18 protein-coding genes are annotated in these 17,451 nt (G+C 36.1%); 13 read left to right on the top strand and 5 right to left on the bottom strand.

Features of this window, described 5'->3' with window-relative positions; translation table 11 throughout:
• Nucleotides 1-41: 41 nt before the first annotated feature.
• From EL247_RS02280 to hemB, 9 genes are all read left to right on the top strand, one after another.
• Nucleotides 42-1,499, top strand: coding sequence for an anthranilate synthase component I family protein (locus EL247_RS02280; RefSeq protein ID WP_126441936.1), 1,458 nt, complete (start codon nucleotides 42-44; stop codon nucleotides 1,497-1,499).
• Nucleotides 1,489-2,466: an HTH domain-containing protein gene (locus EL247_RS02275; protein ID WP_104745617.1), complete on the top strand. Its 978-nt coding sequence runs from the start codon at nucleotides 1,489-1,491 to the stop codon at nucleotides 2,464-2,466. Before EL247_RS02280 ends, EL247_RS02275 begins: the two co-directional genes overlap by 11 nt.
• A complete protein-coding gene (locus EL247_RS02270; protein ID WP_054195488.1) occupies nucleotides 2,463-4,085 on the top strand; it encodes a bifunctional anthranilate synthase component II/anthranilate phosphoribosyltransferase in 1,623 nt (540 codons plus the stop codon). Before EL247_RS02275 ends, EL247_RS02270 begins: the two co-directional genes overlap by 4 nt.
• A complete protein-coding gene (gene trpF, locus EL247_RS02265) occupies nucleotides 4,082-5,590 on the top strand; it encodes a bifunctional indole-3-glycerol phosphate synthase/phosphoribosylanthranilate isomerase (RefSeq protein WP_104745616.1) in 1,509 nt (502 codons plus the stop codon). Before EL247_RS02270 ends, trpF begins: the two co-directional genes overlap by 4 nt.
• A 96-nt stretch (nucleotides 5,591-5,686) precedes the next feature.
• A complete protein-coding gene (locus EL247_RS02260; protein WP_005022405.1) occupies nucleotides 5,687-5,935 on the top strand; it encodes a tetratricopeptide repeat protein in 249 nt (82 codons plus the stop codon).
• Nucleotides 5,926-6,345, top strand: a complete 420-nt coding sequence (locus EL247_RS02255; RefSeq protein WP_054195486.1) for a CiaD-like domain-containing protein — start codon at nucleotides 5,926-5,928, stop codon at nucleotides 6,343-6,345. Before EL247_RS02260 ends, EL247_RS02255 begins: the two co-directional genes overlap by 10 nt.
• 235 nt (nucleotides 6,346-6,580) lie before the next feature.
• Nucleotides 6,581-7,267 (top strand): response regulator transcription factor, encoded by a 687-nt coding sequence (locus EL247_RS02250; RefSeq protein WP_054198277.1) that lies wholly within the window; start codon nucleotides 6,581-6,583, stop codon nucleotides 7,265-7,267.
• Nucleotides 7,260-8,510: an ArsS family sensor histidine kinase gene (locus EL247_RS02245; RefSeq protein ID WP_126441935.1), complete on the top strand. Its 1,251-nt coding sequence runs from the start codon at nucleotides 7,260-7,262 to the stop codon at nucleotides 8,508-8,510. Before EL247_RS02250 ends, EL247_RS02245 begins: the two co-directional genes overlap by 8 nt.
• Nucleotides 8,503-9,468, top strand: coding sequence for a porphobilinogen synthase (hemB, locus tag EL247_RS02240; protein ID WP_054195484.1), 966 nt, complete (start codon nucleotides 8,503-8,505; stop codon nucleotides 9,466-9,468). Before EL247_RS02245 ends, hemB begins: the two co-directional genes overlap by 8 nt.
• A 6-nt stretch (nucleotides 9,469-9,474) precedes the next feature.
• Here the strand turns inward: hemB and EL247_RS02235 are convergent, their stop codons facing one another.
• A complete protein-coding gene (locus EL247_RS02235; protein WP_104745615.1) occupies nucleotides 9,475-11,283 on the bottom strand; it encodes a PhoX family protein in 1,809 nt (602 codons plus the stop codon).
• Between the two features lie 87 nt (nucleotides 11,284-11,370).
• Nucleotides 11,371-12,309, bottom strand: a complete 939-nt coding sequence (locus EL247_RS02230) for an RluA family pseudouridine synthase (RefSeq protein ID WP_104745614.1) — start codon at nucleotides 12,307-12,309, stop codon at nucleotides 11,371-11,373.
• 66 nt (nucleotides 12,310-12,375) lie between these two features.
• Between EL247_RS02230 and purB the strand changes: the two genes are divergently transcribed.
• The 4 genes from purB to EL247_RS02210 are packed head-to-tail and all read left to right on the top strand — an operon-like array spanning nucleotide 12,376 to nucleotide 15,793.
• Nucleotides 12,376-13,722: an adenylosuccinate lyase gene (purB, locus tag EL247_RS02225; RefSeq protein WP_104745613.1), complete on the top strand. Its 1,347-nt coding sequence runs from the start codon at nucleotides 12,376-12,378 to the stop codon at nucleotides 13,720-13,722.
• A 21-nt stretch (nucleotides 13,723-13,743) separates the two neighbouring features.
• Nucleotides 13,744-14,274 carry a PD-(D/E)XK nuclease superfamily protein gene (locus EL247_RS02220; RefSeq protein WP_104745612.1) on the top strand — a complete coding sequence of 177 codons (531 nt, stop codon included), beginning with the start codon at nucleotides 13,744-13,746 and terminating at the stop codon, nucleotides 14,272-14,274.
• 9 nt (nucleotides 14,275-14,283) lie between these two features.
• Nucleotides 14,284-15,120 (top strand): DNA-methyltransferase, encoded by an 837-nt coding sequence (locus EL247_RS02215; RefSeq protein ID WP_104745611.1) that lies wholly within the window; start codon nucleotides 14,284-14,286, stop codon nucleotides 15,118-15,120.
• A gap of 22 nt (nucleotides 15,121-15,142) precedes the next feature.
• Complete coding sequence (locus tag EL247_RS02210) at nucleotides 15,143-15,793, top strand: DNA-methyltransferase (RefSeq protein WP_104745610.1); 651 nt, start codon at nucleotides 15,143-15,145, stop codon at nucleotides 15,791-15,793.
• A gap of 17 nt (nucleotides 15,794-15,810) precedes the next feature.
• Here EL247_RS02210 and EL247_RS02205 read toward each other — a convergent pair whose 3' ends face one another.
• From EL247_RS02205 to EL247_RS02195, 3 genes are all read right to left on the bottom strand, one after another.
• A complete protein-coding gene (locus EL247_RS02205; protein ID WP_104745609.1) occupies nucleotides 15,811-16,224 on the bottom strand; it encodes a DoxX family protein in 414 nt (137 codons plus the stop codon).
• A gap of 146 nt (nucleotides 16,225-16,370) precedes the next feature.
• Complete coding sequence (locus EL247_RS02200; RefSeq protein WP_104745608.1) at nucleotides 16,371-16,976, bottom strand: glycosyltransferase family 9 protein; 606 nt, start codon at nucleotides 16,974-16,976, stop codon at nucleotides 16,371-16,373.
• The gene (locus EL247_RS02195) at nucleotides 16,951-17,427 is read right to left on the bottom strand and encodes a hypothetical protein (RefSeq protein ID WP_104745607.1); all 477 of its coding nucleotides are present in this window, start codon (nucleotides 17,425-17,427) and stop codon (nucleotides 16,951-16,953) included. The genes EL247_RS02200 and EL247_RS02195 overlap by 26 nt, the downstream gene beginning before the upstream one ends.
• Nucleotides 17,428-17,451: the final 24 nt, after the last annotated feature.

Here is a 17,451-nt window from a genome sequence, read left to right as displayed (position 1 = left end):
TCCTATCTTTAAATTTTAAAATTAATTTTATGAGAGAGTTTATGTTTAAGTTTTTAAATCCAAAACAAAAAGGCTACCCAGTTTCTTTAGAGTTTCGCAAGATTCCAGCATCAAAAATCACTCCTTTGATATTATGTGAATCCTTCAATGCTCCTGTATTGCTAGAATCTGCGTTTTTAAAAACCGGCAAAGGGCGTTTCTCAATTTTAATTTTAAAAGAAGCTTTTAGAGTTACACAAGAAAATCAAAAAATCTCTTTAATCCATGAAGATTTTAACCATACTTTTAAAGATAGCCAAAACTTTTTGCAGATTTTAGAAACTTTAAGAAACCTCGCTCCAACACCACAAAATCTTCCACAAGATTTGCCCTTACCACTTGGAGGTGTCGGATATTTGGGGTATGAATTTTTTAGCCAAATAGAATCTATTCAATTCAAAAACCCCTCTCTTTACGATTGTTATGATAATGCCTTTATTTTTGGACGGGATTTTGCTATTTTTGATCATTTCTACGAATCTCTTTATCTCATTAGCGTTACCTATCAAGATGAATGTGAATCCCATAATTTAAATCAGCGTTTAGAACGGATTATCCAAAAACTAGAAAATCTCCAACCCGCACAAGAATCCTCCAAAAACTATACTTCAGAAATTATCTCAAAAGACAAGCAATCCTACTACACACACATGGTTACCACCCTCAAAGAAGAAATTTACAAAGGCAACCTTCTACAATGTGTGCCAAGTCAAAGTATGCAAATAAAAAGCAATTTACCACCTCTTAAAGCTTATATGAATCTCCGCACTAACAATCCAAGCCCTTATATGTATTATTATAATTTTGGGCATTTCCAAATCATAGGAAGCTCCCCTGAAGTCCTTATAAAGCTAGAAAGCCTTGATGAAAAAACAGCCAAACTTACACTTAGACCTATTGCTGGAACGCGTAAAAGAGGCATGAATGAGATTGAAGATTCTCGCTTAGAAGAAGAATTAATCCACAATGAAAAGGAAAATGCCGAACATTTAATGCTTTTGGATTTAGGACGCAATGATATTGGCAAAGTCGCAATAGGCGGGAGTGTAAAAGTTACTCAAGAAAAAGTTATCGAAAAATACGCCAAAGTAATGCACCTAGTTTCTGAAGTAGAAGGCATTATGGATTTACAAACCCACAAAAAAGATGATGCACTCCTAGCAGCATTCCCTGCAGGAACGGTGAGTGGAGCGCCAAAGATTCAAGCTATCAAAACCATCGAATCCCTAGAAGAACATAAAAGAGGAATTTATGCAGGGGCTATTGGGTATTTTACGCAAAGCGGGGATATGAACTTTGCCATTGCTATTAGAACAGCAATCTATCAAAATGGCATTTATTATTTACAAGCAGGGGCTGGAATTGTTTATGATTCTATCCCCAAAGAAGAATATTTAGAAACCAAAAACAAAATGCTTTCTTTAGTAGAAGCCATTATGGGAGAAAACAATGCAAAATAAGAAAAATAATCAAAAATACACCTATTTGCAATTTATCAAAGATGTTTTATCGCAAGCAAAAAAACCATTAACCCACAAAGAAATTTGGAAATGTGGAGTGCAACTAAACTTAAACCAAAAATTAGATAGCGTAGGCAAAACACCCGATGCAACAATAGGTGCGAGAATCTATATAGATTTAAAACAGCCTAATTCTCCTTTTATCATTGCTTCCAAAAAACCTACAACTTTTTGGCTAAAATCAAGAGAAAATGAGCTTTCCACACAAAGCCTCCAAACAGAAATCTCTAAAGAAATAAAAGAAACAAAAAGAGATTTCAAAGAAAGGGACTTACACCCGTTACTTGTTAAATTCCTCTCTGAAGACAAAAAATTTGATCTTTATAGCAAAACCATTTATCACGAAAAAAGTGCCAAATCATCAAGTGGCAAAGATAAGTGGAATTACCCTGATATTGTGGGTATCCACTTCCCTTTTAGTGATTACCAAGAATCCACATTAGAAATGCTTGCTAACTTCAATCAACCAAATTACAAACTCTATTCTTTTGAGTTAAAAATCTCTCTTGATTGGAGCAATTTAAAAGAATCCTACTTCCAAGCTGTCTCCAATTCAAGCTGGGCAAATGAAGGCTATTTAGTTGTCTTTGAAGATATTGATGAAGAAATCATCAATGAATTAACACGCCTCAATGCAAGCTTTGGCATTGGAGTTATCCAGCTTGAATGCGAAACTAGTCAAAGCAGAGTGATTCTACCCTCAAAAGTTAGAGAACTTGATATTGAAACACTCGATATGCTTGTGGTTAAAAATATAGATTTTAGCAACTTTATTAAAGATATCAATAAAGACATAAAAGCAAATGATAAAGATAGAATCGCCAAAGACAAATACGATGAAACTTTTGATGATGAAGCAATGGAAAAACATCTCAAAGACAAAAAAATCACAAAAGAGACACTATGATTATTTTAATTGACAATTACGATTCCTTTACCTATAATATTTATCAAGCTTTTAGTCAATTTAACTACCCTATCAAAGTTTTACGCAATGACAAAACCACGCTCAAAGAAATAGAATCCCTAAACCCAAGTTATATCATCATAGGACCCGGACCAAAATCCCCCAAAGAAGCTGGGATTAGCATTGAAATTGTGCAAAAATTCAAAGGAATCTATCCTATTTTGGGAATCTGTCTTGGACATCAAGCAATTTTGAGTGCTTTTGGAGTAGAAATCAAAAATGCTAAAAATATCGTGCATGGCAAGGTTGAACCCCTTATCCACAATGGCAAAGGAATCTTCCGCCACATTAGCCCAAAAACCCCTATTGCTCGTTACCATTCTCTTGTGGGTAAGAAAGAAGAGATTCCAGAATGCTTTTTGATTAGCGGAATGAGTGAAGATGGCGAAGTTATGGCAGTGGAACACAAACAATACCATTTAGTAGGTTTGCAATTCCACCCAGAATCCATTGGAACCAAAGAAGGCATTAAAATGCTCCTTAACTTCCTGCATTACACAAGAGAACCAATCCCTACAAAAGATTATCTCAAAAAAGTTTTGCACCAAAAATCTCTCAATTTTCAAGAAAGCTACAATCTAATGGACGAACTCACAGAGGGGAATCTCAGTGATGCACAAATAGGGAGTATCCTTACAAGCTTAGAAATTAAGGGCATTGATGAATATGAACTAGCAGGTTTTGCTTCTGTACTCAAAAAAAAGGCTGTAAAAATTGACTTAAAAGATAGCCTAACAATGCGTTTTGATATGGTAGGCACAGGTGGAAGCAACGCTAAAACTTTCAATGTCTCTACCACTTCTGCACTGCTTTTGGCTTCACAAGCCAAAAAAAATAATTTTGGAATTATCAAACATGGCAACAAAGCCATTACCTCCAAAAGCGGTTCAGCAGACTTACTTAATGCACTTGGAATTAATGTAAATATGGATTTTGAAAACATTAAACAAATTTATAAGAATCTCCATATCACTTTTCTTTTTGCACAAAAATTCCATTCTGCAATGCGATTTGCCGCTAATGCACGCTCTTCACTCGGATTTAAAACCGCTTTTAATCTCATTGGTCCCCTAAGCAATCCAAGCCCCATAACTCACCAGCTCATCGGTGTTTTTGATAAATCCTACACAGAAATTATGGCAAAGGCTTTAGCAATTTTGGGAGTTAAGCGTGCAATGGTTGTTAGCGGACTTGATGGCTATGATGAAATCTCTCTTTGTGCGCCCACACAAATTACAGAATTACACAATGGCGACATCAAAACTTATATTTTTAACCCCATTGAAGTGGGACTAGATTTTGTCCATCATTCTTTACTTCAAGGTGGAGATAGCCAAGAAAACTTACAAATTACCTTAGATATTTTCAACGCCAAACCTTCTCCAAAACTCGATTTAGTAGCACTCAATATGGGAGCTGCACTCTACCTTTGCAACCAAGCACAAAGTATTCAAGATGGCTTTTTTAGGGCAAAAGAAATTATCCAAAGCAAAGAAGTTTTTGAAACCCTAGAATCCTTTAAAACCCTAAGTCACCAACACTTACAAGGCTTACAATGATTCCTACAATCTTAAAAAATATTTTAGACAAAAAAGCCAAACATCCCATTTTAAAAGCCACAAGAGATACTCCACTCACTCCGCCAAACTTTGATTTTCCTATCATCATCGCAGAAATCAAAAGAGCAAGCCCCTCAGCTGGAAATATCGGAAAAATAGAAAATCCCAAAGATTTAGCAAATTCTTATTTAAAAGGCGGTGCGAGTGCTATTTCTATTTTGTGTGAAGAGGATTTTTTCAAAGGCAGTTTAGAGGATTTGCATCAAGTCAAGCAATCCTATCCAAATGCCACCATTTTACGCAAAGATTTTATTACCAAAATAGAACAAATCCAAGAATCTTATGATTTTGGTGCAGATATGGTGCTGTTAATTGCAGCAGTTTTCATCGGGGAAAATAACGAAAATGGTGGTTTTTCTAGGCTAAAATCTCTCTATGAAGAATCACTAAAGCTTGGTTTAACCCCTCTTATTGAAGTGCATAATCAAGCAGAAATTGATTTCATCACCCCTCTAAAAGCAATGCTTATTGGGATTAATTCACGCAATTTACACACTTTTAAAATCAATAAAATTCAAGCCTACAACCTCTTAAAATATTTAAAAACCACCAACCCACAAAGCAAAACCATTTTTGAATCTTCTATTGAATGCAGTTTTGATGGATTTGTCATAGGAAATATCGGATTTGATGGGATCTTGTGTGGAAGCTATCTTGTGCGAGATTCCAACCCTACACAAACTCTAAAATCACTAAAAGATTCAATGATTTGTGGCAAAAACTCTCCTAATGCTTTTTATAGCAATGCTTTTGAGCTTTTAAATTCGCCACAAGGCTTTTTGAAAATCTGCGGAATTACTTCCAAAGAAGATGCTCTAATGTGTGCAAATACCCTAGAATCAACTCTCCAAAATCACACCCACAACGATTCAAGTCCCAAAAAACTCGCTGCACTAGGATTTATCCTAGCCAAAGATTCTCCAAGATTTATAACCCCACAAGCCATAGAAGAGATTTCTAATGCCCTCAAATCTCACCCAAAAATACTCAAAATAGGTGTGGTAAAAGAAGATGAAAAAATGCTACAACAAGCCATCAACCTCTATAAACAAGGGATCATTGATGCCTTGCAACTCCATGGAGTAAAACAACAAAACTTTGCAAAAATAGATTTAAAAAATGCGGATTTTTCTTTTTATGAAGTATGGAATATTGCAGAATCTGAAGATTTAGGGGACTTCATTAGCCCCTTTGTTTTATTAGATTCAAAAAGCCAGCTAGGGGGAGGAAGTGGGAAAAGCATTAAACTAGAAGTATTAAAATCCCTCAAAGAAAAAGTAAATGACTATCTTTGTGTTGCTGGTGGAATCTGTGCGGATAATGTTATCCCCCTAAGAAATATCGGTGCAAAAATGCTAGATATCAACTCTAGCATAGAATCCAAAATAGGCAAAAAAGACTCACAGAAATTACAAACCTTGCTCCATTTGTATTTTTCATCATAAATCAACTCGCCTAAAATTTATGGGATTTTTTCAATATTTTTAAAATTATGCTAGAATTACGCATTTTAGTTTTGACTTAAAAAGGTTAGTATTCCAATGAAAACCTTAACACTTGCAAGCATTTATGAGATTCAAGGTCATCGCCATGAAGCCGCTGAAATTTACAAAACTATTTTGCAAGAAAACCCTGAAAATATCGAAGCAAAGATTGCCCTAAAAAGACTTACAAGCAATCGAAAAAATTATGGAAAAGCCAATGAAGAAATGCTAAATTTCTTTATTAGTATGGATTCACAAATCGAATACAATGAATTTGAAAGGTGGTTATTGAAACTATGGAATTAAAAGAAGCGATTTTACAGACTTTAGCCGAGATTGACGCCTCACAAACACAAACTAATTTACCCAATCAAATTAATTCTCCACAACAAGAAACCAAACAAGAAAGGGAAGCACTTTTGGATATTTTACCCACAGAAGAAAATCTCCACAAAAATTCACTAGATTCTCAAAACCCTTATGAAAGAAAAATAGAAAAGCTAGATCTTAAAAATACAGAAGAATTAAAACAAATCCTCATCAAACAATACAAAGAAGAAGAAAGATTCCTCAATGCAATGCAAGAGCGAATCCTCGTTCTTTTTGAAGGGTTACAATCTCCAAACAACAGAAACATCGAAGATAAGGTTGATATGATTCTAAATTTTTTGGAATTCACTTTAGCCATTATTGACGAAAAAAAGAATCAAAAATGAAAAAAAATTTTTCATTTACTTTTGATTTACTATATTGTTTTATAATTTCATTGTCTCAAGCGGGATGGCTTGAGATACAAATGTTCCGCACAACATTGGTTAGAGTTTTTCATCCGTTTCTCCTTTGTGAAGAGAGTTTATTTTTAATTAGAGATATTTATTCTAGTGGGTGTTTTCCTAAATTTTTAATTACCCCCCTAAAATACCCAATCCTCCTTTTTGTAAGGAAAACACCATGCTAGAAATTTTGATGATTGAAGATGATTTAGAGTTAGCGACTATTCTTAGCGAATACCTCAAGGCTCACGATATTAATGTGACAAATTATGATGAGCCCTATACGGGTATGAGTGCGATTAACACTCGACATTTTGACCTCCTTCTTTTAGATTTAACACTCCCAAATTTAGATGGGCTTGAGGTTTGCAAGAAAGTCGCAAAAGAAAAACATATCCCCATTATTATTTCCTCTGCTAGAAGTGATGTTGAAGATAGAGTTTTGGCATTAGAATATGGTGCTGATGATTATATTCCAAAACCTTATGATCCAAAAGAATTAGTTGCAAGAATCCATAGTGTATTGCGTCGATACAATTCTACTAGCAAACCTAATGAAACAGAAATTTCCATTTTTCCTTTCCGCTTAGACAAAGGCAGCCGAGAGATTTATCTCTATGATGAATTATTAGATTTAACCAAAGCAGAATACGAAATTTTGAGCTTTATGCTAGAAAACAAAAATCAAGCTTTAACGCGTGATGCAATTGCCACACATTCTGATTCTATTAATCCTGATAGTAGCAATAAAAGTATTGATGTAATTGTCGGGAGACTGCGTTCAAAAATCGAGAAAAATGGCAAAAAATATATTTTTTCTGTCCGCGGAATTGGCTATAAATTTCAAATAAAAGACAATGATTAAAAATTCCATTATCGTTAAAATCACTATTTTATTCCTCATTGCTATTATTGGCTTGAGTGCTTTTTCATATTATCTTATCCGCGAAGAAATTGATAGAAAAAACTATGAAAATCAATTAAAATACACGCAATTTTTAGCTACCATCAATCAACTCGTCCGCTTTGGTGGCAATATCACTTTAATTGAAAAATATCTTAATGAGTTAGGTTTAGTTCAAATCAAAAATACAGAAATCTTAGATCTCTTTGAAGCCCATATTACGCCAAATTTCAACCATGGGGTGATTGCAAAAATCATCAAAGAAGAAGGCGGAATCTATCTTTTTTTGCAAACCCCTCAAGATTGGCGTGTTTATGGCGATATTCACTTTGATAGACTTTTTAACTATTATATTATTACTTTTATTGCATTTGTGATTGTGGTTTTTCTTTTTGTTTTGGTGATTCGCAGTATCTTGCCGCTAAAAACACTACAAAAAGAAATTAGAAAATTTGCAAATGGGCAAATGGATATTTCTTGCAAAATCAATCAAAACGATGAAATTGGTGAGTTGGCACAAGAATTTGATAATGCCGTCCAAAAAATCAACGCACTTAATCAATCACGCCATTTATTCTTACGCTCCATTATGCACGAATTAAAAACCCCTATCACAAAAGGTAGAATCACTGCTGAAATGATTGACAATCCACTTTACAAAGAGCGTTTGTGTTCTGTTTTTGAGAGATTAAATTCTCTTATTAATGAATTTGCAAAAATCGAAGAATTAAGCTCTAGGAATTACTGCCCAAACAAACAAAAAATTTTACTTCAAGATGTTTTAAAAAGAGTCTTTGAAATGCTGCTTTTAGATGAAGAGCAAATCACCTCACTCTTCATTCTCCCACAAAATCAACAATCTTTATATGCTGATTTTGAAATGATTTCTCTTGTTATCAAAAATCTTGTTGATAATGCTATTAAATACAAAACACAAGGGCAAATTGAAATTTGTATCGCCAAAAAAGACTTGTGGATCAAAAATTATGGCAACCCTCTACCCTACACTCTAAAAGATCATTCCAAACCTTTTTTTAAAGATTCCAAATCCAACACAAGTGGCTTAGGGCTTGGAATATACATTATCAAAAGCACATTAGAAACACAAGGGTTAGAATTAGATTACTTCCACCAAAATAATCAGAATATTTTTATCATAAAAGGAGTAGTATCTCAAAAAAATTTAAAGGATGAAAATGTTTAAACGACTAAGGCGAATGCGTCTAAATCCAAATATTCGTGAAATGCTTACAGAAACCACTCTCTCTAAAAAAGATTTAATTTACCCTCTTTTTATTACTCATGGTAGTGGCGTTAAAAACCCTATTGAATCAATGCCTGAAGTGTATCAATTAAGCATTGATGAAGCTTTGAAGGAATGTGAAGTTTTGCAAAAACTTGGGATTTTTTCTATTTTGCTTTTTGGGATTCCAAAGATCAAAGATAGCGTAGGTAGCGAAGCATTAAGTCAAGAAGGCATCATCGCTCAAGCTACACGAGCAATTAAAGAGAAATTTCCCGATTTATTAGTTTGTGTGGATTTGTGTTTTTGCGAATACACAGACCATGGGCATTGTGGTATTTTAAGCCCAAAACTCAATTCTGTGGATAATGATCTCACCTTAGAGATTCTCAACAAACAAGCTTTAATTCTTGCACAAAATGGTGCAGATATCATAGCGCCTAGTGCAATGATGGATGGAATGATTATTTCTTTGCGTCAAGCATTAGATTCCAACGGATTTGAACACATTCCTCTAATGAGCTATTCCACCAAATTTGCAAGCGGATACTATGGACCTTTTAGAGATGTTGCCCAAAGCACTCCAAGCTTTGGAGATAGAAAAAGTTACCAACAAAACCCAGCAAACCGAAGAGAAGCCATACTAGAAAGCCTAGAAGATGAGGCACAAGGTGCGGATATTTTGATGGTAAAACCAGCATTAGCCTATTTAGACATTATAAGAGATATTCGAGAAAGGACATTATTGCCTTTAGCAGCTTACAATGTCAGCGGAGAATATGCGATGTTGAAATTTGCCCAAAAAGCAAATTTAATCGATTATGAACGCGTATTATTAGAAACAATGCTTGGCTTTAAACGCGCAGGTGCAGATATTATCATCACCTACCACGCCAAAGAAATTGCAAAACTCATCTAAAAATTTTTAAGTACCAATCACACCACCATCTTTTTTGCGTATTTGCACTATCGTGCTTCGTGGTGTGGAATCCCCACCATTTGGATAATGGCTTCCAGCTAAGCCCTCTCCTGGGTGCTGAATCCCTACAAACATCGTGGTATAATCTTTGCTAAAAGCAATCCCAGTAACCTCACATGCCACTGGTCCGCTTAGAAATCTCCTCACTTCTCCCGTGTTTGGGTTTGCACACAGCATAGAGTTATTCCCCATTCCTTCATAATCTCCACTATTAGAATACTTCCCATCAGTTTGAATCCAAAGTCGCCCAAACTTATCAAACTTCAAGCCATCAGGGCTATTAAACATATTATCTTTATTAATATTGCTCGTGCCTTTTCTTAAGTCATTAGGGTATTTTGAAGGATTCCCAGCAAGCAAGAAAATATCCCAGCTAAATTCCTTGCTTGTGTGGTTATTATCCTTTGCCTTCCATCGTAAAATATGCCCATAAATGTTATTAACTCTTGGATTAGATTCTGTGCTTTGTGTGCGTTTTGTGTTATTTGTGAGGGTGGCATAGATATATTCGCCCTTTGTATCAGCTGCCACCCACTCGGGTCTATCCATAGGTGTAGCCCCCACGACACTTGCAGCCAACCTTGCATAAATCAGCACTTCTGCTTGGGAGTTAAATCCATTTTCTTTGGTTAAGCCATTTTTACCATACTCTAGGGCTATCCATTCGCCAATTCCCTTAAGATTCCCTGTATCTGTGAGCTTTGCTACATACAAAGTTCCCTCATTTAAAATATCTTTATTAGGGTTTTTAGGATTATATTTTTCTTTGCTTACAAATTTATACAAAAACTCATTTGCCTCATCATCTCCCATATACACGACCACTTCACCACTTTTTGCTACCACAATCTCGGCATTTTCGTGCTTAAACCTCCCTAAACTTGTGCGTTTAATGGGTGTAGATTTTGGATTATAAGGATCAATCTCAACTACCCAGCCAAAGCGGTTTGGTTCATTTGGATTTTTAGAGACATCAAACCGCTCATCAAGCTTCCATTCATAATTCTCCCCATTGACACTAATCCCATAGCGTTTTTGTTCCTTACTAAAGGCATAGCTACTATCACTTGAACCAAAAAAATCATCAAAATTTTCCTCACAAGTAAGGTAAGTCCCCCAAGGTGTTTTGCCACAAGAGCAGTTATTAAGTGTGCCTAGCACTTTTGTCCCACTTTTATCCTCTTTTGTTTGCAATAGCTTATGCCCTTTTGCTGCACCGCTAATTTCTATAGGAGTGTGGGCGGTGATTCTACGATTATACACAGAATCTAGCACAACCCTAAAAAATCCCTCCCTATCCCTAGCAATCTCAAAAATACTCACTCCCACAGAATTTTGCTCATATCTCACATCATCTAAGCTCATCTTTTTGCCCTGATGATTAAACATAATCTCTGGATTCATATATTCATTATTCACAGCCAAAATCGCCCTATCTTTATCTAAATCAAACCATTCCATACCATCAGTATTATCCCCAAAGGTAAGTTTTGCATTTTCAATCGTGGCTTGGTTTATGGTTTTACTCTCATCAAAGCCCTTTGCCCTCTTAAAGAGCGGATCTCCCCAAGAAATCAGTACCCTTGCTTCATAGCCTTGCGGCACTATCACACTATCCTCTATGCTCGCACTAATCCCCCTAAACCCAAGCAAAGGCTGCTTTTGAGTAGCAAAAAGACTAGAGGGGACAAAAAACCCTGCATAAGAGAGTGCCAAACTCCCACCACTTAATTTCAAAAAACTTCTTCTTTCCATAAAAACTCCATTTCTGGTTAATTTCAAGCAAAATTGTAGAATCTACTTGTAAAGTATCTATGGATTTTTTGTTAGCAATCTGTAAATTTACAAACCAAAATCTACACACCTCTTAAAACAATACTCCCTTCCCTGATAAGAAAATCTCAAACTATACGCATGCAGCATCAATCGCTCTGCCTCAAAATACTCAATCCTCTTTTCCCCACAAAGCCCCAATGAATCATTTTTACTTATAAATTCACTATCCAAATACTCCCGACTTTGCCAATCCTCACACCCATAAAGCGGATCACCCAAAATAGGAAATCCTAAGGCAAAAAGATGGATTCTAATCTGATGCGTCCTACCGGTAATAGGATACACTTTTAGCAATGTATTCCCATTGATATACCCCAAAATCTCAAATTCACTTTTAGCTTCTTTGAAATTCAAGCTTTGAGCTTTTAGAATCTGCCCCAAATAAATAGAACGCACACTCAAATCCCCACCCTTTTTTTGCATAGCAAGAGGTAAAGAAAGACAAAAATCCCCACCCCTCATCTCCCCCCTAACCAACGCTAAATATTCCTTTTTGATTTTCTTTTTGGCAAACAACTCCCCCAATTCTTGAATGCTTCTTTTGTGCTTACCCACCAATACCAATCCGCTTGTTTCCTTATCAATCCTATGAATTAAAGTCGCTTCTTGCCCACAAGCCTCACGCACTTCATCAATCAAACTATGATGAGAAAATCTCCCTTTTGGGTGAATAAGCATTTTTGCTGGTTTATCAAAAATCGCCAAATCCTCATTTTCAAACAATGGTTTAAGCCCTTTGGATTGAGGGACAAAAAGCAAAATCTCCACTTCTTTTTCTAAAATTTTATTTTTTTCATTATTTCCCAAAGTTTTATTTCCATAAAATACCCTCCCTTTATTGATAAAACTCTGGGCTTTTGCCATATCCAAGCCTAATTCTCGCATTAAAAATAAATAAGCCTTGATAGGCTCTTTGATATAAAATTTTTTCTTAATAAAGGGCATTTTGCAACTTTTAAGTGGTGTTATGTTAGGATATTGTAACACAATTTCAAAAAGGATAAAAATCTAATGGTTGAACGATACGCGCGTGAAAAAATGAAAAAACTTTGGGATATGGAAGCGAAATATAGTGCATGGCTAGAGGTAGAAAAAGCCCTAGTGCGTGGGTGGAATAAGCTAGGACTCATTCCAGATTCTGATTGTGAGAAAATCTGCAAAAATGCACGCTTTGATGTGCAAAGAATCGATGAGATAGAAGCGGTAACCAAGCACGACCTCATCGCCTTTACCACGAGTGTGGCAGAATCTCTAGGCGAAGAGTCGCGGTGGTTTCATTATGGAATCACTTCAAGCGATACGATTGATACCGCTGTGGCATTGCAGATGCGAGATTCACTCAAAATTATCATCGATGATGTTAAGGAACTAAGAGAGGCGATAAAACGCAGGGCGTATGAGCATAAAGACACGCTTATGGTGGGACGCAGCCATGGGATACATGGCGAACCTATCACCTTTGGGCTTGTGTGTGCGATATGGTATGATGAGATGACGCGGCATTTAAGGTCCCTAGAATCTACCCTAGAAGTCATAAGTGTAGGCAAAATTAGCGGTGCTATGGGCAATCTAGCCCATACCCCCATAGAGCTAGAAGAACTTGTGTGTGCGGACTTAGGTTTGCAGGCTGCCCCAGCGAGTAATCAAGTCATTCAACGTGATAGATACGCAAGGCTTATAAGTGATTTAGCCCTTTTGGCTAGTAGCTGTGAGAAAATCGCGGTTGAGATTCGGCATTTGCAACGCACAGAGGTGTATGAGGCAGAGGAGTATTTTAGCGAGGGGCAAAAAGGCAGCTCTGCTATGCCACACAAACGTAATCCGGTGTTAAGCGAAAATATTACCGGGCTTTGTCGCGTGATACGCAGCTTTGCACTGCCTGCTATGGAGAATGTCGCGCTGTGGCATGAGCGAGATATTAGCCACTCTAGCGTGGAGCGATTTATTTTGCCAGACTCCTTTATCACGACAGATTTTATGCTAGGGAGGCTAACGGGACTCATCAATAAGCTTGTCGTGTATCCTAAAAATATGCTAAAAAATCTCAATCTAACCGGCGGACTTGTCTTTTCACAGAGAATCTTGCTAGAGCTGCCTAAATGCGGGGTAAGCCGCGAGGATGCCTATAAAATCGTGCAACGCAACGCAATGAAAGTGTGGGAATCTTTGCAAGAGGGACAAGCGGTGGTAAATGAGAGGGGCGAATCCTTATATCTGCAATATCTTTTGGCAGATTCTGAGCTTGTGGGGCTACTTTCAAAAGGTGGAGATTCTGGCGAGACGATTATCCGCGAATGTTTTGATTATAGCTACTATACTAAGAATGTAGATTCTATCTTTAAGCGGGTGTTTAGGTAAAATAAACTAGGAGACAATTGTATGATTACAAATGGCATTGGTGGATCAAATACAAGAACAGGATTGATATTTGAAGGAAGGGTTGATTTAGCAACTTTTCTAGCTCAACAAAATGGCTATGCGGTAGATAATAATGGTAAGGTTTTTTATCAAAACGAACTCATTGCACAAATTTTCAAAAAACATCGATTTTACAAATTTTTGGAAACTAGAGGCGTAGATTGGAAAAATATCATTTCTAAAAGACTTTTACCCGATGACAGTATTTATGTCATCATCAACAATACTTTTTTTATTATTGAATGCAAATTCCAACAGGTAAAAGGCTCTGTCGATGAAAAGCTACAAACTTGTGATTTTAAGAAAAAGCAATATCAAAAACTTTTATCCACTCTCAATATGGAAGTGGAATATATCTATTTGCTAAATGATTGGTTTCAAAAACCAGAATACAGAGATGTTTTAGATTATATTATTAGTGTAAATTGCAGATATTATTTTGAGTATATCCCGCTTCAAGTTTTGGGATTGCCCATTCCACCAAACTCATAAAGGCACAAAATGACAAGTAGAATCCTCCTAGCATTACCTACATTTCAAAGCCAAGATTCTTTATTTTCTCTCTATCAGGGAGATTGCAATGAGATTCTCAAAAAATTTAAGGGGCAATTTGACCTAATCTTTGCCGATCCGCCCTACTTTCTCTCTAATGATGGCTTGAGTATCCAAAGCGGTAAGATTGTGAGTGTAAATAAGGGGCAATGGGATAAGGGCGAGAATATTGATGAGATAGATTCTTTTAATATGCAATGGATACAAAATGCAAAAGAAGCCCTAAAGCCCACAGGTAGCATTATGATAAGCGGCACATACCACAATATCTTTTCATTAGGTAGAATCTTGCAAAAGTTAGATTTTAAGATTCTCAATATTATCACTTGGCAAAAGACAAACCCACCGCCAAACTTTAGCTGTCGTTATCTTACGCATTCCACAGAGCAGATTATCTGGGCTAGAAAAAGTCATAAACATAAGCATATTTTTAACTATGAGATTCTCAAAAAACTCAATGGCGACAAGCAAATGCGAGATGTGTGGAGTTTCCCAGCTATTGCTCCTTGGGAAAAGGCAAATGGCAAACACCCAACGCAAAAGCCCTTAAGCCTTTTAGTTCGCCTCATTTTAATGGCAAGCAATGAGGATTCTATTATCTGCGATCCTTTTAGCGGTTCTAGCACCACAGGCATTGCAGCAAATCTTTTACATCGAAAATTTATTGGCATTGATCAAGAGAGTGAGTTTATACAAATCTCTATCGCACGTAAAAATGAGTTAGATTCTCAAAGGAAAAATATAGAATCAAGAATTAAAGATTTAGCAGTGTATCAAAAATCTTGAGCGTATGTTTTCAGGAATATAAGTGAAAATCACCAAAAATACCAAACTCACCATAGACGGATTAACGCTGCTTAAAAGCTTAGAATCTCATAGCGTTGATTTGTGCTTTTTTGACCCGCAATATCGCGGTGTGCTAGATAAAATGCGTTATGGCAATGAGGGAGAGCGACAAAAAGGCAGAAGTGCTTTAATCCAAATGAGCGAAGAAAGCATAAAAAGCTTTATAGCTGAGATTAATCGTGTGCTTAAACCTAGCTGCTATCTTATGCTGTGGATTGATAAATTTCATCTTTGTGAGGGCGTGAGAGAATGGCTAGATTCTACACTTTTGCAAATCGTGGATTTAATCACTTGGGATAAGGGCAGAATGGGCATGGGCTATCGCACAAGAAAGCAGAGCGAATATCTCCTTGTGATACAAAAAAAGCCCATTAAAGCAAAAGGCACTTGGAAGCTCCACACTATCCGCGATGTGCATTTTGAAAAACTCTCAAGCGAGGAGCTAAAGCTCCACCCCCACAGCAAACCCAAAGGCTTGCAAAAAATGCTTATAGAATCTTGCACCAACAAGGGCGATTTGGTATGCGACCCAGCAGCGGGGAGCTTTAGCGTATTTGAGTGCTGCAAGGAATTAGAGCGAGACTTTATAGGGACAAACCTCAAGGGACTTTAGGGTAAGTTTCAAAGCAATTAGTCTTTAGTGCTTCCTTGAACCTTCTTGCCAAAAAGTGCATATTTCCCACCACCCATAAAAAATAACGCAAGGCAAGGCAAGATATACAAAAGCTGATGTTCAATAACCCAACCTCCATAAGAGTCAAGTGCAAAAATCTCAAATCCATACACCAAATAAATTGCCATAAACATTGTAAAAGCCACAATCAAAGCTGCAATCCGCACTTGATAACCCAAAATAATCAAAAGCGGTGCTAACACCTCGCCAATATACACACCATAAGCCATCAATCCCGGTAAGCCTTTGGATTCTAGCATACTCACATACATATCAACACCATGCGTGATTTTGAATATACCATGAAACAGCATAAGTCCGCCCACACAAAGCCTCAAAAGCAATTTCGCCAAGTCAGGATTTAGCAGCATAAAATTTCCTTAAATATAAGATTAAAATTTGGCATTATAGCATTTATTGCTAGATTTAAGCTCTATTTTATGGGATTTTATCAGAGCTTCTTCATAATCATTGTATGATTATCTTCAAAGTGGATTTACCTGTTTTGCGTATCAAATTAAAGATTTTCTAATAACTCTTGAGACTTTTGGATAAACAAATTTTGATAATACTTTGAATTAGATTTCCATTCTTTAGGCAAAATTATTTGCTCACAAACTCCACCATAGCTACCGCCTCCCCATTTTTTAGCTTCACTCTGCCTTATAATCTCTAAAGTTGGAATCTGCAAATTATCTGCAATATGCACATTGCTCGTATCCACGCTCAAAAGCAAATCTAACCGCCCTATCAACTCCACAAGGTTTAGTAAATCTTTATTATTTACAAAAACTCCACTATTTATTTCGCTCAAACCTTCAATCTCTATTGGATTACCCTCATAATTCATCAACACAAAAAAATAGTTTTGATATTTTTTAGCCAAAATTTTGGTAATTTCTACCCATTCTTCAATAGAAAAATTTGCATTCCCTCTTGAAGAACTTTTTCCAAAAGGCGAAATTCCTATTATTTTATCATAAGAATTTGCACCTAATCTTTGCATTTTCAAATCTACAAAAACCTTATTTTCACGACTTGTAATAATTTTTGCTTTGGATAATGGAATCTTTTGAATATTTTTATCATAATGCTTTTTATTTAATGCTCTTACAAGTCTCAAAGCTCCCAAAATAACACGGATTTTTATCTTGCTTCCAATAGGGATTAATAATCCTTATAATCTCCCCTCCCCTAGTATAAGCAGAATCAAACAAATAAGAAAATCCTTTAGTTTTGAATAAATACTGCGAAAAAAGCATTAATATTTTTGTTGCCTTAAATTTTCTAGCAATTTGGATTCTATCTTCCATATCATGCTTAAAAACAAACAACAACACATCAAACTCCTCTAAAAAAGCCGTAGAATCCTTTTGAACATTAAAAATCCTATCAATAAATTGTATATTTTTAAACAGAGAAAAAGGCACACTAGAATTAGCAAGAAAGGTTAAATGAGAGTTTGGATAAAGAAATTTAATACTAAATAGCACACGCAATGCCATAACCTCATCACCAATGCTGCTGTGTGCTCCATACACTGCAATTTTAAACCTAGAATCCGCACAATACATTTCTAAACTCCTTTTTCTTAAATT

It is taken from the genome of Helicobacter pullorum (assembly GCF_900638355.1).
GTDB classification, from domain to species: domain Bacteria; phylum Campylobacterota; class Campylobacteria; order Campylobacterales; family Helicobacteraceae; genus Helicobacter_D; species Helicobacter_D pullorum.
Note: the sequence above shows the minus strand (reverse complement) of the source record. Positions and strands in the feature narration are given on the sequence as shown.

Coding starts and splice junctions, on each gene's coding strand:
- trpF (WP_104745616.1), top strand. CDS start 4,082: ATGATTCCTACAATCTTAAAAAATATTTTAGACAAAAAAGCCAAACAT.
- EL247_RS02260 (WP_005022405.1), top strand. CDS start 5,687: ATGAAAACCTTAACACTTGCAAGCATTTATGAGATTCAAGGTCATCGC.
- EL247_RS02220 (WP_104745612.1), top strand. CDS start 13,744: ATGATTACAAATGGCATTGGTGGATCAAATACAAGAACAGGATTGATA.
- EL247_RS02275 (WP_104745617.1), top strand. CDS start 1,489: ATGCAAAATAAGAAAAATAATCAAAAATACACCTATTTGCAATTTATC.
- EL247_RS02195 (WP_104745607.1), bottom strand. CDS start 17,427: ATGTATTGTGCGGATTCTAGGTTTAAAATTGCAGTGTATGGAGCACAC.
- hemB (WP_054195484.1), top strand. CDS start 8,503: ATGTTTAAACGACTAAGGCGAATGCGTCTAAATCCAAATATTCGTGAA.
- EL247_RS02250 (WP_054198277.1), top strand. CDS start 6,581: ATGCTAGAAATTTTGATGATTGAAGATGATTTAGAGTTAGCGACTATT.
- EL247_RS02230 (WP_104745614.1), bottom strand. CDS start 12,309: ATGCCCTTTATTAAGAAAAAATTTTATATCAAAGAGCCTATCAAGGCT.
- EL247_RS02235 (WP_104745615.1), bottom strand. CDS start 11,283: ATGGAAAGAAGAAGTTTTTTGAAATTAAGTGGTGGGAGTTTGGCACTC.
- EL247_RS02215 (WP_104745611.1), top strand. CDS start 14,284: ATGACAAGTAGAATCCTCCTAGCATTACCTACATTTCAAAGCCAAGAT.
- EL247_RS02205 (WP_104745609.1), bottom strand. CDS start 16,224: ATGCTGCTAAATCCTGACTTGGCGAAATTGCTTTTGAGGCTTTGTGTG.
- EL247_RS02270 (WP_054195488.1), top strand. CDS start 2,463: ATGATTATTTTAATTGACAATTACGATTCCTTTACCTATAATATTTAT.
- EL247_RS02255 (WP_054195486.1), top strand. CDS start 5,926: ATGGAATTAAAAGAAGCGATTTTACAGACTTTAGCCGAGATTGACGCC.
- EL247_RS02280 (WP_126441936.1), top strand. CDS start 42: ATGTTTAAGTTTTTAAATCCAAAACAAAAAGGCTACCCAGTTTCTTTA.
- EL247_RS02245 (WP_126441935.1), top strand. CDS start 7,260: ATGATTAAAAATTCCATTATCGTTAAAATCACTATTTTATTCCTCATT.
- purB (WP_104745613.1), top strand. CDS start 12,376: ATGGTTGAACGATACGCGCGTGAAAAAATGAAAAAACTTTGGGATATG.